The following is a 15253-nucleotide window of genomic DNA, read 5'->3' as shown; positions in this document are numbered from 1 at the left end:
ATTAGCACCACGTTAGTCGGGAAATGGTCGTTGCGTCTCCAGTGGAGGCGTAACCATGTTCACCTTGCGAGATACCGTTTCTTCCCTGGCGCCGGCGCGACGCGACGATGTGGGCAAGACGCTCTATGAGCGGTTCCGCGAGGAGCCCGACAGCCTGATCATTCCGGTGCTCGACGACGAGGACCGCCCGATCGGTCTGGTCGAACGCAACGCCTTCTTCCTGCGCATGGCCGCCGAGTATGGCCGCGCCCTGTACGCCAATCGCCCGATCTCGGCCCTGATGGATGTCGAGCCCCTGGTGGTCGACGCCGACACGCCCCTGGCCGACTTCACCAGCGACAGCCTGTCCTACCGCGCTTCGGACCTTCTGCGCGGCTTCATCGTCACCGATGGCGGTCGCTATCTGGGCGTGGGCACGGTGCTGGCCCTGCTGCAGGCCGCCAACGAGACCAACCGCCGGGGCGTGGCGGAACTGGCCGCGGCCAAGGCCGACGCCGAACGCGCCCAGACCTTCATGACCGCCGTGGTCGAGGCCATGCCCTCGATGGTGTTCGTCAAGCGGGCTGACGATCACCGCTATGTGCTGCTGAACCGGGCCGGCGAGAAGACCCTGGGCTTCTCGCGCGGCGAGGTGATCGGCCGAACCGACGCCGAGTTCCACCCGGCCGAGCAAGCGGCCATCTATGTCGAGCGCGACCGCGAAGTGCTGAAGTCCGGCGAGGTTCGCGTCATCGAGGAAGACCTGGTGCCGCGCAAGGATGGCTCTTTGGCCATTCTCCGCACCAAGAAGATCGCCATCAACGACGCCGACGGCCGGCCCGAATACCTGTTGGGCATCTCCGAGGACATCGCCGACCGCAAGCGCGCCGAGGCCCAGATCGCCCGCCTGGCCCACTATGATCCCCTGACCGAACTGCCTAATCGCGTGCTGTTCCAGAAGGACCTGGGCGAGGCCCTGGCCCGCCGCTCGCGCACCGGCGACCAGCTGGCCGTGCACTTCATCGACCTGGACCGCTTCAAGACCGTCAACGACACCCTGGGCCATCCGCTGGGCGACGCCCTGCTGCGCATCGCCGCCGAGCGTCTGAGGGGCTGCGTGCGCGAGGGCGACACCGTGGCGCGCCTGGGCGGCGACGAGTTCGCCGTGGTCCAGACCGGCCTGACCGATCTGAGCGGCGCCACCAAACTGGCCGAACGCGTGGTCGAGGCCATGGCCGCCCCGTTCGACCTGCAGGGCCATCAGGTGATGATCGGCGCCAGTGTCGGCGTTTCGGTCGCGCCGTCCGACGGCGACGACGCCGACGAGCTGCTCAAGAAGGCCGACATGGCCCTCTATCGCGCCAAGGCTGACGGGCGGGGGGCCTTCCACTTCTTCGAACGGGCCATGGACGAGCAGCTTCAGGCCCGTCGCGCCCTGGAACTGGACCTGCGCCGCGCCCTGGTGGCTGGCGAGTTCCAGCTCTACTACCAGCCGCTGTACCATCTGGGCGACGACCGGGTGACCGGCTGCGAGGCGCTGCTGCGCTGGAACCATCCCGATCGCGGCATGGTCTCGCCGGCCGACTTCATCCCCATCGCCGAGGAGATCGGCCTGATCGTCCAGCTGGGCGAATGGGTGCTGCGCGAGGCCTGCGCCGAGGCCGCCACCTGGCCCGGCCACGTGCGGCTGGCGGTCAACCTGTCCCCCGCCCAGTTCCGCGACCGGGGCCTGGTGCGCACCGTGGTCTCGGCCCTGGCGATCTCGGGTCTGCCGGCCGAGCGGCTGGAGCTGGAGATCACCGAGTCCGTGCTGCTGCAGGACAATGTCGCCAATATGGGCATGCTGCATGACCTGAAGGCCCTGGGCGTGCGCATCTCGATGGACGACTTCGGCACGGGCTACAGCTCGCTGAGCTATCTGCGCAGCTTCCCGTTCGACAAGATCAAGATCGACCAGACCTTCGTCCGCGACATCCTGGAAGACAGCGACGCCATGGCCATCATCAAGGCCGTGCTCGACCTGGGCGCCAGTCTGGGCATCGTAACCACGGCCGAGGGCGTTGAAACCGTCGAACAGCTGAACGCCCTGCGCGACCAGGGCTGCGCCGAGATCCAGGGCTATTTCATCAGCCGTCCCGCCCCCGCGTCCGACATCGCGCGGCTACTAGGCGTGGAGGCGCGGGACCTGCGCGCGCCGACAGGCCGCGAAGCCGTGTTGGCCTTCGCTCAGAAGGAGGCCCCGGCCGTGAAGGCGCGCGGCAAGGGCGGCGTACGAAGGGCGAAAGCCTAGGCGCGTAAGGATCAGACTTCAGCGGGCGGCGGCGGCGACTTTCGCGGCCGGCCGCCCAGCTTTCCGTTCTCGCGTGAAGACGTAGCCTTGCGAGGACTGCGCACCTGGCCGCCTTGCTTGCCCAACTGCGCGGCGATCCAGGCCTTGGACCCGAACACGCCCTCAAACAGCGCTGGCACATAGAGATCGGCGTCCAGCTTGGGAAAATAGAGCCCGGTCCCGCCACCCACGACCTGCACGTCGGTCAGTTGGCCTGGCGTGGCGTTTTCCAGGGTCTGGGTCAGCGCGGGGGGAAAGCTGAAATAGGCGCCGTTATCCAGCTCGATCTCGACCAGGGCCCTGGACCTGATGTAGCGCGCCGCGACAGCGTGAACGCGATCCCGGTTCAGGCGAACGCCGCGAACCGTAGCCGTTCGGACCTCCTCGTCAGTAATCGCCATGAACGCGTCTCCATTCCGCGCAGCGGAGTATATCAAAGACCTAAGCGCTCGGAGCGGGCTGATCGACAGCTGACGACCATTTGAAGCCGCTCTCCCCGGCGAACGCCGGGGTCCAGATTCAGCCTGAGCGTCTGGGGATGACGCGCCTTCTGACAGAGCCAGAAAAGCGACTGTTCCGGGTTCGATCTCGGCCCCGGCGTTCGCCGGGGAGAGCGGGTCGTGGGTTCTTGACCGGGTCTAAGCCACCCGCTTCAAGGCCGCGCCCAGGTCCTCGACCATCTCCGGCGTCGTGGCCCAGGAGCACATGAAGCGGGCCGTGCCGTCCAGGAAGCGATAGACGAACCAGCCCTCGCCGCGCAGGCGCTCCAGGGCCGGCTCGTCCATGTCGACGAAGACGCCATTGGCCTCGACCGGATGGCGGATGGGGAAGGGCATCAGGGCGGCCAGCTTGCGGGCCATGGCGTTGGCGTGCGCCGCGCGCTCGGCCCAGGGGCCGCCGTCGTTGGCCTCGCCCAGCAGGCCCAGCCACGGGGCGGCCAGGAAGCGGCCTTTGCTGACCAACTGGCCGGCGTGTTTCAGCCGGGCGTCCAGCCGGCGGGCGTGGTCGGGATTGAGGAACACCACGGCCTCGGTCGGGGTCGAGCCGGCCTTGGTGCCGCCCATGACCAGGATGTCGACGCCCATCTTCGCCACCGACTTCAGGTCAAAGCCCGCCGCCACCGCATTGGCCAGCCGCGCGCCGTCCAGGTGGACGCCATAGCCCTTGGCCTTCACCGGCGCGATCAGCGACCGCAGATGAGCCTCGTCATAGACCGTGCCGTATTCGGTGGCGGTGGTCAGGGACAGAGCCGCCGCCGGCTGGTTGTAGGACACCTCGGGCCGCGCCAGGGCTGCTTCCAGGCCCGCCAGCTCTATCCGTCCCGACGCGCCCGGCAGGCCGATCAGGCCGATGCCCTGGCCGAAGAAGCCGGGCGCGCCGGTCTCGTCAGTGCAGATATGGGCGTGCTCGTGGGCCAGCACGGCCTCGTGCGGATGGGCCAGCACCGTCAGGGCAAAGGCGTTGGCCGCCGTGCCCGAGGCGGTGAAGCGAACCTGGGCGTCGGCGTCCAGCAGCGCGCGGATGCGGTCGGCGGCGGCGGCGCTGACATGGTCGGTTCCATAGCCCGAGGCCGTGCCGGCATTGGCGGCGACCAGCGCCTCCATCACCTCGGGCATGGCGCCGGCGACATTGTCGGAGGCGAAGTCGTAGCGGGCTGCTGTCATCAGAACGGCGGATTCTCTGGAAAGCCGGGCAAGGCGGGGTCGATCACATGCCACGGCGGCGCCGAGCTGGTCCAGATGCGCACGCCAGGCTTGAGATCGGCGGAGTCGTCCAGCCCCCCCAGTTTCACGGCCAGGAACGGCGCACCAATGTCTGACAGCAGGGGCGTGCCGCAGTCGGGGCAGAAGACGCGTCCGACATTGGCGCCGCTGCCGCCCGGGCGGTCATACCGTTTGGGCGCGCCCTCCACGAACCGCACGCTGTCGCGCGGCGCCATGGCGATGAAGTTGGGGCCGCCGCCCGAGGCGTACTGGCAGTCCCTGCAGTGGCAGACGGCGACGCCCATGAACTCGGCGTCGATCTCGTAGCGAATGGCGCCGCACAGACAGCCGCCGGTCTTGAGAGTCATCAGAGGTCTCCGGGTTCAGGGGTCAGGCCTGGCGGGCCCAGGCGCGCACGTCTTCGACGAACAGGGCGGGTTCTTCCATCGCCCCGAAATGACCGCCGCGCGGCATGTCGGTCCAGCGGGTGATGTTGTAGGCGCGGTCGCACCAGCTTCGGGGCGGGGCCTGATACAGGGCCTCGCCGGGGAAGTTGGCGAAGGCGGTGGGGGTCTCGCAGCGCGTCCCGGCCGGCAGCACGATGCCGCCTTCCTCCATCAGCCCGCGATAGTACCAGGCGCCGGTCGTGAAGCTGCCGGTCATCACATACAGCATGATGTTGGTCAGCAGCTGGTCGTCGCTGAACACCTCCTCGAACGGCTTGGCCGACAGGTCGGCCCAGTCGTGGAAGCGCTCGAGGATCCAGGCAGCCTGGCCCACGGGATTGCCCGCGCCCAGCCAGGCCAGGGACTGGGGCTTGGAGGCCTGCAGCCGGAAATAGGCCCCCATGACGTCCATGGCGAAGCCGGTGCGCTGGATCCAGGCGATCTCGGCCTCACCCTGCGGCGGGCCGGCCGGGCGAAAGCCGATCATGTTCAGGTGGATGGCCTTCACATGCGCCGCATGGTCCAGCCCCAGCCATGAGGTGACGAGGCCACCCCAGTCGCCGCCCTGGGCCAGATAGCGGTCGTAGCCGAGCTCCTGCGTCATCAGGGTGTTGAACAGCCGCGCGGTGGTGCGCTGGCCAATTGGCGCCTTGGGCTTTCCCGAGAAGCCAAAGCCGGGCAGGGACGGGATCACCAGATCGAAGGCGTCGGCCGCATCGCCGCCGTGGCGCGAGGGAAAGGCCAGGGCCTCGATGGCGTCCCAGAACTCGAAGTGACTGCCCGGCCAGCCGTGGGTCAGCAGCAGGGGCCGCTTGCCGCCTGCCTCGCCGACCACGTGCACGTAGTGGAGGTCGAGGTCCTCGACCCGGGCCGTGAACTGCGGGTAGCGGTTGAGGGTGTCCTGCGCCTTGCCGACATCAAACCCGTCGGCCCAGTAGGCGGTCAGGCGCTTCAGCGTGGCGGCGTCGCAGCCATGGTTCCAGCCGCCGCCTTCGGGCGAGATCGGGAATTCGTAGGCCCGGACCTGGGCGCGGACCTTTTCGATGGCCGGCTGGCTCCACTCGACCCTGAACGGCGTGGCCATGGCGTTCTCTCCCTGTTTTGCGGAGAGGGTCAGGCGGGTGACGCGGGGGAGGTCAAGCCGTGGCGGACAGGCGCCCTCTGATCTTCGGCCACAGCATGTTCACCGCCAGGCCAGTCAGCACCAGGGCCGCGGCGATCAGCTTCCAGGCGGGCAGGCCCTCGTGCAGCAGCAGGGCCGAGGCGCCCATGCCGAACACCGGCACCAGCAGGGCCATCGGCGTCACCGTGGCGGCCGGGTGGCGGGCCAGCAGCCAGCCCCAGGCGGCATAGCCGAACATGGTGTTGCCCACCGCCTGCCACAGCACCGCCGCCCAGGTCAGGGTGTCGGCGTTGCGGACGCCCGCAACCATGGCCGGCCAGCCTTCCAGCCACAGCGACATGAGAAACAGCGGCGGGATCGAGAACAGGCTGGCCCAGACCACATAGCCCAGCATGTTCACGCTGCCGGCCTGACGGGCCACGATATTGCCGCCCGACCAGCTGGCGGCGGCCAGCAGCACCAGCCCCACGCCCAGCGGGGTGGCCGAGCCGCCGCCATGGGCGGCGATCAGCACGATGCCCGAGGCGGCCAGCAGCAGGGCGACGATCTGGAAGGGCTTCACCGTCTCGCCATTGATCTTCATGGCCATGCCGATGGTGAAGAACACCTGGGTCTGCACCACCAGCGAGGCCAGGCCCGGCGAGATGTGGCCCTTCATGGCCATGAACAGCAGGCCAAACTGCCCCGCTCCGATCAGCACGCCATAGGCGGCCAGGTTCAGCCACGGCACGGCCGGCCGCTTGACGAAGAAGGCCATCGGCAGCAGCACCAGCGTAAAGCGCAGGGTGGCGAACAGCAGGGGCGGCAGGTGATCCAGCCCCACCCGGATGACCACGAAATTGGTGCCCCAGACCGCCACCACGGCCAGCGCCAGCAGGAAGTGGCGCAAGGGCAGGGGGGCGTTGGTCATGGCGATCCGATCACGAAGCTGACCCTCCGCGTCTCGCGCTTCAGGGGCGGCATCGCAATGGAAACATTGTCCCCTGTGACAAGTTCAAACGATTGTTTTGACTTCTGCCCCGCCTCGCGGCCTAGTTTGCTCAAACATCAGGGAGGGCGTCATGGCCTGGGATTTCGTCGTCGCCAAAAGCAACCTGCGCCAGGGCGAGTTCCGCCCCGCAGCGCTTCCGGCCCTGGCCGAGGGCGAGGTGCGGCTGGCCGTCGACAGCTTCGCCCTGACCGCCAACAACATCACCTATGCCGTGTTCGGCGAGGCCATGCGCTACTGGGATTTCTTCCCGGCGGCCGAGGGCTTTGGCCGGGTGCCGGTCTGGGGTTTCGCGACGGTCGAGGCCTCCAGCCACCCGGATATCGCGGTCGGCCAGCGCTTCTACGGCTACTATCCGATGTCGAGCCATCTGACGGTGCAGCCCCGCAAGACGCGCGGCGGGTTCGCCGACGCCGCGCCACACCGCCAGCATCTGGCGGCAGTCTATAATCAGTACACGGCCGTTGACGCCGAGGACGGAACCGAGGCGCTGCGGTCCCTGCTGCAGCCGCTGTTCATCACCGGCTTCCTGATCGACGACTTCCTGGACGAGCACGCCATGTTCGGCGCCGGGTCGATCATCCTGTCCAGCGCCTCGTCCAAGACCGCCATCGGCCTAGCCTTCCTGCTCAAGCAGCGGGGAGGGGCCAAGGTGGTGGGCCTGACCTCGGCGCGCAATGTCGCCTTCGTCGAGGCCCTGGGCTTCTACGACCAGGTCGTGACCTATGACGACTTCCCCAAGGCGCCGATCGCCGCGCCGGCGGTCTTTGTCGACTTCGCGGGCGACGCCGGCGTGCTGGGCGCGGTGCATCGGCGGTTCGGCGACGATCTGACCTATTCCTGCCTGGTCGGCGGCACCCACTGGGAAGCCGCGCGCGGGGCGGGCGACCTGCCCGGTCCCAAACCGATCCTGTTCTTCGCCCCCGACCGCGTGAAGAAGCGCCAGGAAGACTGGGGCCCCGGCGGTTTCGAGAGCCGCTATGGCGCGGCCTGGAGCGCCTTCGTCGCCGACGCCGGGCGCTGGCTGAAGGTCGAGACCGGCCAGGGCCAGGAGGCGATCGCAGCGACCTATCTGGCGGTGCTGGAGGGACGCGCGGGACCGGAGACCGGGTGTGTGGTGCGGCCCTAGCCTGCCATTGAACCTTCCAGAATAGCACCGTCATTCCGGGCCTTGTGCCCGGAACCCCTGGTTCGGCTTGCCCGTGAGGCGCAAGCGAAGTGCGCGCGCACTTCGCTCCTCCCGCACCTGCGGCGATGCGAGGCGGCGGTGATCTGGCCGAGGTATCGCTAGGACAAACGACCTAGACTCTCTAGGTCATTTGTCCTAAAGCGTGATGGAGCAGGGAGATCAAGGTGTCAGCCGCCGATACGAGAGCGCAGATTGTCGAAGCGGCGGATCGCTTGTTCTATGAGCGCGGCTTTGAGGCCACCTCGTTCGGCGACATCGCATCGGCCACCGGTCTGTCGAGAGGCAACTTCTATTATCATTTCCGAACCAAGGACGAGATCCTCGACGCGGTGATCGCGCTCCGGCTGGTCAACACGTCGGCCATGCTCGCCGCCTGGGAACGCGCAAGCCCACGTCCCGCCGATCGCATTCGAAGCTTCCTTGAGATCCTTGTTGTCAACCGGACCAAGATCATCGGCCATGGTTGCCCCGTGGGAACGCTTTGTACCGAGCTTTCCAAGCTCGACCACCCAGCGGCGATGGCGAGCACGGGTCTTTTCACGCTCTTCCGTGACTGGCTGAAACTTCAGTTTGTGGCGCTCGGCCGAGCCGATGAGGCGGACGCGCTCGCCCTACATGCCCTTATGCGCAGCCAAGGCGTCGCCACTCTGGCTACGGCTTTCAAGGACGAGGCCTTCATTCGCCGTGAGGTGGCCGACCTTAAGGCCTGGCTTGGCGCTCAGACGCCCAGGTCTTCTTGAGTTCCCTTCCATATTTTAGGAACACCCATGTTCGTGATCACCCTGCGATTTGCCGACAAGAGCCGCGCGCCGTCCTTGATGGATGACCACAACGCCTGGATCAGGAAGGGCTTCGAAGACGGCGTGTTTCTGCTGGTCGGAAGCCTTCAGCCTGCCGCAGGCGGCATGGTCGTCGCCCATGGCGCGACGCGGGCCGAAATCGAGTCGAGGGTCCAGAACGACCCCTTCGTCGCGGCAGGCGTCGTGACCGCTGAAATCGCCGAGATCGCGCCCGCCAGAACGGACGAACGCCTGGCCTTCCTTCGGCCCGCCGCCTGAAGTCCGCGACCCACCCTCTACAGCTGACCGCCATGTCCGCCTCGGGGCCGGCGGCCGACCTCTGCCCGCGTCGGTTTATCCCCCTCATTTCAGGGCGGGAATGACGGTGGAAAAAGGGGAAGCGTGCGGAAGCTTATTTGCGAGCCATCCGGTCAATCACCGCCACAACCCGCGCCCAGGCCGCTGAAGTCGGGTCGATCAGCTCGAAATGGCCGGCGTCGGCGATCGTGATCTCCTCGACCCGGTCGCCCGCCGCCCTGGCCCGGGCCGCGAAGTCGACGCCGAAGGCCGGCGGCACGATGGGGTCCAGCGCGCCGGAGATCACCGCCAGCGGCGTCTTGGTCGGCAGGAAGACCGGCGGCGAAGTGTCCGCATAGCGGTCAGGGAGCGCGGCGCCGGCCGTCAGCTGGTCGACGGTGTCGGGACCGCCACAGGCGTCGGGGCCGGTGGCGCGATAGGCGGCCAGGTCGTTGATGCCGGCCAGGCTGACCGCGCCCCGGATCTTCAGCGGCTTGCCCACGCGCAGGGGACTGGCCCTGGGCAGGCGATCGCGGCCCGCCGCCCAGGTGGTCAGGTGGCCGCCGGCCGAATGGCCCGCCACCACCACACGCTTCAGGTCCAGATGATGCTCGGGCGCGAGGTCGCGCAACTTGTCCAGGCCATTGGCCACGTCGACGAAGGTGCCCGGATAGCCGCCGCCGGGCTCGCCCAGCCGGCGATAGGCCAGGTTCCAAACCGCATAGCCGCGTCCCTGCAGGTCCCTGGCCATATAGGCCATCAGCTCGACGCTGGGATATTGCGCCTGCCAGCAGCCGCCGTGGATCAGCACCACCACCGGATGCTTGCCACGCCCCTGCGGCAGCCACAGGTCGCCGAACTGCTCGGGCTCGGCGCCATAGGGGATGTGGGCGGTGGGCGCGGCGCGCGGCATGTCCAGCAGTTGGCGGAAGGTCTTGGGCGCGGCGGCGGCGGGACCGGCCGCGATCAGGACGAGGGCGGCTGCGGCGAGGCTGGCGAGGCGCATGGAGAGTCTTTCGTCGAACGGACCGCCAGCTAGCCCCGCGCCGCTGGGTCGCGTCAACGGTTCAGGCGGCGCGCGGGACGGCCTCTGCATCGAGGTCGAGGTTCAGGCGCTCCCGCAGCGCCTCGCGCCCCGCCGGGGTCAGGTCGGCGGCGCGGCTGGCGCGGTCGCGGACGATCCAGCCCAGGGCCTCCAGGCGGTCGCACAGGGCCACGCCCAGCGGGCCGGCCAGGTGGTGCTGGCGCTCGGTCCAGTCCAGGCACTGGCGGGCCACGCCGCGTTTCGAGCGCAGGGCGGCCACGTCAATCCCCAGCTCCGCGAACCAGGCGGTCCCGGACGGGCTGACGGCATAGAGCTTGTCGTCCGCCGCACAGATGTGGCCGTGATCCTCCAGCGCGCGGGTCAGGCCCACGCCCAGCCGTCCGGCCAGATGGCCATAGCAGCAGCGACCGCCGCGCAGGGCGCGGGCCAGGGGCGAGCGGGGCTGTTCCAGGGCGCGGATCGGGGCGGCCAGCAGCGCCAGGGCCTCCAGGGCGTGGGCGACCTCGGCATTGTGCAGGCGGTAGTAGCGGTGGCGGCCCTGGCGCTCGACCTTCAGCAGCCCGCCCTCGACCAGTTTGGCCAGGTGGTTGCTGGCCGCTTGCGCGGTGAGCCCGGCGGCCCAGGCCAGGGCGCTGGCCGGCTGGGCGCGGCCGTCCAGCAGGGCCTGCAGCATGGCGGCGCGGCCGGGATCGCCGATCAGGGCGGCGGGGGCGGCGATGTTGGGCTCCATGGCGGGGCTCCTTCTACGCTCCGACACTACCGCATTCACGGACGCGATGGTTCATCCTCGCCTGTAGCATCAAGCGACCGGTCGAAGGCATGACAGCGCCATGACCCAAGCCGCCGCCCGCCCCGCCCTGATCGTCGCCGCCGCCAGTTTCGGCTTTCTGGTCACCCAGCTGGACGTGACCATCGTCAATGTGGCGCTGGACGCCATCGGGGCGGCGTTCGATGCGCCGATGGCGGCGCTGCAATGGGTGGTCGACGCCTATGTGCTGGCCCTGGCGGCCATGCTGCTGTCGGCCGGGGCGCTGGGCGACCGGATCGGTCCCCGGCGGGTGTTCGTGGCGGGGCTGGTGCTGTTCGCCCTGGCCTCGGCCGCCTGCGGCCTGGCGGCGGGACCGGGCGCCCTGATCGCGGCGCGGGCCGCGCAGGGCGCGGCCGGAGCATTGCTGATCCCGCCGTCGCTGGCCCTGATCGCCCACGCCTTCGAGGGTGACGACCGGCGCCGCGCCTGGGCGGTGGGCTGGTGGACGGCGGCGGGCGGCGTGTCGATCGCGGCCGGGCCGGTGCTGGGCGGCTTGCTGGTGGCGGCGCTGGACTGGCGCTGGGTGTTTCTGGTCAATCTGCCGCTGTGCGCGATCGGCGTTGTCCTGACCCTGGCCGTGATCCCGGAGGCGCCGCCCCGGGCCCGCAAGCCGCTGGACCTGCCCGGACAGGCCTTGGCCCTGATCGCGGTGACAGCCCTGGTCGGCGCCGTGATCGAGGGCGGCCGACGGGGCTGGAGCCATCCGGGACCTCTGGTCGCGCTGGTCGCGGGGGTGCTGGCCGTGGCGGCGTTCCTGTGGGTCGAGGCACGCAGTCCGTATCCGGTGGCGCCCCTGTCGATGTTTCGCCAGCGGGCGGTGTCGACGGCCGTGCTGGTCGGATCGGCGCTGAACTTTACCTATTACGGCCTGGTCTTCGTGCTGGGGCTCTATCTGCAGCGGGCCGTCGGCTATGGGCCCGAGCAGGCGGGCCTGGCCTTCCTGCCCCTGACGGCGACCTTCATCCTTTCCAACCTGATCAGCGGCGGACTGGTCGCGCGGTTCGGCGCGGCGCGGGTGACCGGCGTGGGGGTGCTGATCGCGGCCAGCGGCTATGCGTTAACCGCGCGGCTGGGGGCGGGTTCGAGTTTCTGGGAGATGCTGCCGGGCTTCGCCCTGATCCCCGGCGGGATGGGGCTGGCGATCCCGGCCCTGACGTCCGGATTGCTGGCCAGCGTCGACCGCAGCGTGGCCGGAGCGGCGACGGGGGTCCTGAACGCCTGCCGTCAGGCCGGCGGCGCGGCCGGGGTGGCGGTGTTCGGCGCGCTGGCGGCGGGCGGGCCGGAGCGGATTGTCAGTGGGCTGAGAGTGTCGGGCGTGGTGGCGGCGGTGATGCTGTGCGGGGCGGCTTGGGTGGCGGGGCGGAAGAGCACCTAACCTCCGCTCTCCCCGGCGAAAGCCGGGGCCCAGATCGAACCCACGAGCAGTTCCACGCGGGTAGGCCCTTTGGCGGATCAGCCCAAAACGCACCGGATGAATCTGGGCCCCGGCTTTCGCCGGGGAGAGCGGGTTGATGGAAATCCAAAACAAAAACGCCCGCCCCGGTTCCCCTGGGCGGGCGCTTCGCAACTCAAACTCAAAGCCCGGTAGCCGCTAGACCAGCGACCCGTGGCACTGCTTGAATTTCTTGCCCGAACCGCAGGGGCAGGGGCCGTTGCGGCTGGTGTTCTGCCAGCCTTCCGGCAGCACCGAGACCGGCAGGGCCTCGCGCTGCTGGGGCGACAGGCCCTCGGGCAGGGCGCCGGCCGTGGCGACGTTCTCGCCGGTCAGCGGGTCCATATGGACCTCGATCAGGTTTTCCGGGCTGTGCAGGGGCTCGGGCTCGGCATAGGCGATCTCGACCGTCATCAGCCAGCGGGTGGTGTTGGTGCGCAGGTCGCCCAGCAGCTTTTCGAACAGACTGAAGGCTTCGGTCTTGTACTCGTTCAGCGGATCGCGCTGGCCATAGCCGCGCAGGCCGATGACGTTGCGCAGGTGGTCCAGGTGCATCAGGTGCTCGCGCCACTGCAGATCGATCATCTGCAGCAGGAAGCTCTTTTCGACCTGGCGCATCTGCTCGGGCGTGATGATCGCTTCGCGCTGGGCGGCATAGTCGTCGGCGGCCTTGGTCAGACGCTCGCGCATCTCCTCGTCGGCGATGCCTTCCTCGGCGGCCCACTCGGCCAGCGGCAGGTCCAGGCCCAGGATCGACTTGACCCGCTCGGTCAGGCCCTCGATGTCCCACTGCTCGGCATAGGCCTTGGGCGGCAGGTGGCGCAGGACCAGGTCGTCGACCACGTCATGGCGCATCTCGTGGATGATGTCGGAAAGATCGCTCGACTCCATGAACTCCTGGCGCTGCTCGAACACGGCCTTGCGCTGGTCGTTGACGACGTCGTCGTACTTCAGGAGGTTCTTGCGGATCTCGTAGTTGCGCTGTTCGACGCGCTTCTGGGCGGTGGCGATGGCGTTGTTCAGCCACTTGTGGGTGATCGCCTCGCCTTCCTGGACGCCGAAGGTGCGCATGATCGCATCCAGACGCTCGCCGGCGAAGATGCGCAGCAGGTCGTCCTCGCACGACAGGAAGAACTTGGACCGGCCCGGGTCGCCCTGACGGCCGGTGCGGCCGCGCAGCTGGTTGTCGATGCGGCGGCTTTCGTGGCGCTCGGTGCCCAGCACGAACAGGCCGCCGGCGGCCAGGGCCTTGGCCTTGGACTCGGCGATGTCGGCCTCGATCTCGGCGCGCATGGCCAGTTCGTCGGCGGGCAGCGGCGTGATGCCCAGGCCCTTCTGCTGCTGGCGCCAGCTGGCCAGACGCATGTCGAGGTTGCCGCCCAGCTGAATGTCGGTGCCGCGGCCGGCCATGTTGGTGGCGATGGTCACCGCGCCGGGGGCCCCGGCGTCGGCGACGATGCCGGCTTCCTGTTCGTGGAAGCGGGCGTTCAGCACCTGGTGGGGAATGCCGTTGTGCTTCTTGCCGTCGTTTTCCCACGCATAGGTCGACAGCAGCTTGGACAGCTCTTCGGACTTCTCGATCGACACCGTGCCGACCAGGATCGGCTGGCCGCGCATGTGGCAGTCGGCGATCTGCTTCAGGATCGACTCGTTCTTCTCGCGCTCGGTGCGATAGACCTCGTCGTCATCGTCGATGCGCATCACCGGACGGTTGGTCGGGATTTCGCTGACGCCCATCTTGTAGATGTCGTCGAATTCCTGCGCTTCCGTGGACGCCGTCCCGGTCATGCCCGACAGCTTGGTGTAGAGGCGGAAATAGTTCTGGATGGTCACCGAGGCCAGGGTCTGGTTCTCGGGCTGGATGTCGGCGCCTTCCTTGGCCTCGATGGCCTGGTGCAGGCCTTCCGAAAGGCGGCGGCCGGTCATCATGCGACCGGTGAACTCGTCGATCAGGATCACCTCGTCGCCCTTGACGATGTAGTCCTTGTCGCGCGTGTAGAGCACGTTGGCCCGCAGGGCCTGGTTCACATGGTGGACCAGCGAGATATTGGCGGCGTCGTAGAGGCCCGCGGTGTCCTCGGCCAGGTGGCCGCCCGACATCAGGATCTCTTCGATGCGCTCCTGGCCGTCCTCGGTGAGGATGACCTGCTTCTGCTTCTCGTCGTGATCGTAGTTGGTCTTGTCCTTGATGAGATCCTTCACCAGGACGTCGATGGTCTTGTACAGGCTGCTGCGGTCTTCGGTCGGGCCCGAGATGATCAGCGGCGTGCGGGCTTCGTCGATCAGGATCGAGTCCACTTCGTCGACGATGACGAAGTGGTGGCCGCGCTGGACCATTTCCTCGACGCTGTAGACGAGGTTGTCGCGCAGATAGTCGAAGCCGAATTCGTTGTTGGTGCCGTAGGTGATGTCGCTGCGATAGGCGCGCTGACGTTCACCCTGGCTCAGGCCGTTGACGATGACGCCATACGACAGGCCCAGGAAGTTGTAGATCTGGCCCATCCACTCGGCGTCGCGCTTGGCCAGGTAATCGTTGACCGTGATGACGTGCACGCCCTTGCCGGCCAGGGCGTTCAGATAGGTCGGCAGGGTGGCGACCAGGGTCTTGCCTTCACCCGTGCGCATTTCCGAAATGCCGCCGAAGTGCAGCACCATGCCGCCGACCATCTGGGTGTCGAAGTGGCGCATGCCCAGCACGCGCTTGGAAGCCTCGCGAACGGCGGCGAAGGCTTCGTGCAGGATGTTGTCGAGGGTTTCGCCCTTTTCCAGGCGGGCCTTGAACTCGTCGGTCTTGGCCTTCAGAGCCTCGTCGGAGAGCGCGGCGTATTCCGGCTCAAAGGCGTTGATCTTCGCCACACGGGCGGTCAGCGTCTTGACCTTGCGGTCGTTGGAAGAGCCGAAGAGCTTTTTGGCGAAGCCGAGCATGAAGTCGAAATTCCGGTGAAGTGTTGGGCGCGGCGGGCGTCGGGGTTCCTGCGAGGTTACCACCAAGCACGACTATTTCAGCCTTTGCAGCGCGCGGGAGACTTAAGCAGCGACCCCTCCAGTGTCAACGCGAGCGCCCGTTATAGAGCGTGGTAAAGGCGAAGGTTTCCGGCCTTTTCCACGTTTCGTTGTCCCCTGCGCCAAAAATGC

Annotated in this window: 13 protein-coding genes; 5 read left to right on the top strand and 8 right to left on the bottom strand. The window is 68.1% G+C overall.

What is annotated here, in order from left to right:
* Positions 1–55: 55 nt before the first annotated feature.
* Positions 56–2269: a putative bifunctional diguanylate cyclase/phosphodiesterase gene (locus ACW17V_RS16035; RefSeq protein ID WP_492106055.1), complete on the top strand. Its 2214-nt coding sequence runs from the start codon at positions 56–58 to the stop codon at positions 2267–2269.
* Positions 2270–2280: 11 nt separating this feature from the next.
* Here the strand turns inward: ACW17V_RS16035 and ACW17V_RS16030 are convergent, their stop codons facing one another.
* The 5 genes from ACW17V_RS16030 to ACW17V_RS16010 all read right to left on the bottom strand — a co-directional run bounded on the left by ACW17V_RS16030 (position 2281) and on the right by ACW17V_RS16010 (position 6490).
* A complete protein-coding gene (locus tag ACW17V_RS16030; RefSeq protein ID WP_492106054.1) occupies positions 2281–2709 on the bottom strand; it encodes a DUF2442 domain-containing protein in 429 nt (142 codons plus the stop codon).
* Positions 2710–2946: 237 nt separating this feature from the next.
* The gene (locus ACW17V_RS16025) at positions 2947–3972 is read right to left on the bottom strand and encodes a threonine aldolase family protein (RefSeq protein WP_492106053.1); all 1026 of its coding nucleotides are present in this window, start codon (positions 3970–3972) and stop codon (positions 2947–2949) included.
* Positions 3972–4379, bottom strand: a complete 408-nt coding sequence (locus ACW17V_RS16020; RefSeq protein WP_492106052.1) for a GFA family protein — start codon at positions 4377–4379, stop codon at positions 3972–3974. Before ACW17V_RS16020 ends, ACW17V_RS16025 begins: the two co-directional genes overlap by 1 nt.
* A 22-nt stretch (positions 4380–4401) precedes the next feature.
* Positions 4402–5541: an epoxide hydrolase family protein gene (locus ACW17V_RS16015; protein WP_492106051.1), complete on the bottom strand. Its 1140-nt coding sequence runs from the start codon at positions 5539–5541 to the stop codon at positions 4402–4404.
* A 52-nt stretch (positions 5542–5593) separates the two neighbouring features.
* Positions 5594–6490: an EamA family transporter gene (locus ACW17V_RS16010; RefSeq protein ID WP_492106050.1), complete on the bottom strand. Its 897-nt coding sequence runs from the start codon at positions 6488–6490 to the stop codon at positions 5594–5596.
* Between the two features lie 151 nt (positions 6491–6641).
* Here ACW17V_RS16010 and ACW17V_RS16005 point away from each other — a divergent pair, with 151 nt between their 5' ends.
* From ACW17V_RS16005 to ACW17V_RS15995, 3 genes are all read left to right on the top strand, one after another.
* A complete protein-coding gene (locus tag ACW17V_RS16005) occupies positions 6642–7697 on the top strand; it encodes a DUF2855 family protein (protein ID WP_492106049.1) in 1056 nt (351 codons plus the stop codon).
* A 224-nt stretch (positions 7698–7921) separates the two neighbouring features.
* Entirely contained in the window at positions 7922–8497 is a 576-nt protein-coding gene (locus ACW17V_RS16000) for a TetR/AcrR family transcriptional regulator (protein WP_492106048.1), read from the top strand.
* Positions 8498–8524: 27 nt separating this feature from the next.
* Positions 8525–8815: a YciI family protein gene (locus ACW17V_RS15995; protein WP_492106047.1), complete on the top strand. Its 291-nt coding sequence runs from the start codon at positions 8525–8527 to the stop codon at positions 8813–8815.
* A 133-nt stretch (positions 8816–8948) separates the two neighbouring features.
* On the opposite strand, the gene ACW17V_RS15990 is transcribed toward ACW17V_RS15995, so the two are convergent.
* Together ACW17V_RS15990 and ACW17V_RS15985 are read right to left on the bottom strand one after the other, a co-directional pair.
* Complete coding sequence (locus ACW17V_RS15990) at positions 8949–9839, bottom strand: alpha/beta hydrolase family protein (protein WP_492106046.1); 891 nt, start codon at positions 9837–9839, stop codon at positions 8949–8951.
* Positions 9840–9900: 61 nt separating this feature from the next.
* A complete protein-coding gene (locus tag ACW17V_RS15985) occupies positions 9901–10608 on the bottom strand; it encodes an ArsR/SmtB family transcription factor (protein ID WP_492106045.1) in 708 nt (235 codons plus the stop codon).
* Between the two features lie 100 nt (positions 10609–10708).
* Between ACW17V_RS15985 and ACW17V_RS15980 the strand changes: the two genes are divergently transcribed.
* Entirely contained in the window at positions 10709–12061 is a 1353-nt protein-coding gene (locus ACW17V_RS15980; protein ID WP_492106044.1) for an MFS transporter, read from the top strand.
* Between the two features lie 216 nt (positions 12062–12277).
* Here ACW17V_RS15980 and secA read toward each other — a convergent pair whose 3' ends face one another.
* The gene (gene secA / locus ACW17V_RS15975) at positions 12278–15043 is read right to left on the bottom strand and encodes a preprotein translocase subunit SecA (RefSeq protein WP_492106043.1); all 2766 of its coding nucleotides are present in this window, start codon (positions 15041–15043) and stop codon (positions 12278–12280) included.
* Positions 15044–15253 lie beyond the last annotated feature (210 nt).

The organism is Caulobacter sp. FV2ye17ST (assembly GCF_058680955.1).
This window is presented reverse-complemented; position numbering and strand designations above follow the sequence as displayed.

Excerpts from the sequence above, each read along its gene's own strand:
- ACW17V_RS16035 (WP_492106055.1), top strand. The coding sequence starts at position 56 with ATGTTCACCTTGCGAGATACCGTTTCTTCCCTGGCGCCGGCGCGACGC.
- ACW17V_RS16030 (WP_492106054.1), bottom strand. The coding sequence starts at position 2,709 with ATGGCGATTACTGACGAGGAGGTCCGAACGGCTACGGTTCGCGGCGTT.
- ACW17V_RS16025 (WP_492106053.1), bottom strand. The coding sequence starts at position 3,972 with ATGACAGCAGCCCGCTACGACTTCGCCTCCGACAATGTCGCCGGCGCC.
- ACW17V_RS16020 (WP_492106052.1), bottom strand. The coding sequence starts at position 4,379 with ATGACTCTCAAGACCGGCGGCTGTCTGTGCGGCGCCATTCGCTACGAG.
- ACW17V_RS16015 (WP_492106051.1), bottom strand. The coding sequence starts at position 5,541 with ATGGCCACGCCGTTCAGGGTCGAGTGGAGCCAGCCGGCCATCGAAAAG.
- ACW17V_RS16010 (WP_492106050.1), bottom strand. The coding sequence starts at position 6,490 with ATGACCAACGCCCCCCTGCCCTTGCGCCACTTCCTGCTGGCGCTGGCC.
- ACW17V_RS16005 (WP_492106049.1), top strand. The coding sequence starts at position 6,642 with ATGGCCTGGGATTTCGTCGTCGCCAAAAGCAACCTGCGCCAGGGCGAG.
- ACW17V_RS15995 (WP_492106047.1), top strand. The coding sequence starts at position 8,525 with ATGTTCGTGATCACCCTGCGATTTGCCGACAAGAGCCGCGCGCCGTCC.
- ACW17V_RS15990 (WP_492106046.1), bottom strand. The coding sequence starts at position 9,839 with ATGCGCCTCGCCAGCCTCGCCGCAGCCGCCCTCGTCCTGATCGCGGCC.
- ACW17V_RS15985 (WP_492106045.1), bottom strand. The coding sequence starts at position 10,608 with ATGGAGCCCAACATCGCCGCCCCCGCCGCCCTGATCGGCGATCCCGGC.
- ACW17V_RS15980 (WP_492106044.1), top strand. The coding sequence starts at position 10,709 with ATGACCCAAGCCGCCGCCCGCCCCGCCCTGATCGTCGCCGCCGCCAGT.
- secA (WP_492106043.1), bottom strand. The coding sequence starts at position 15,043 with ATGCTCGGCTTCGCCAAAAAGCTCTTCGGCTCTTCCAACGACCGCAAG.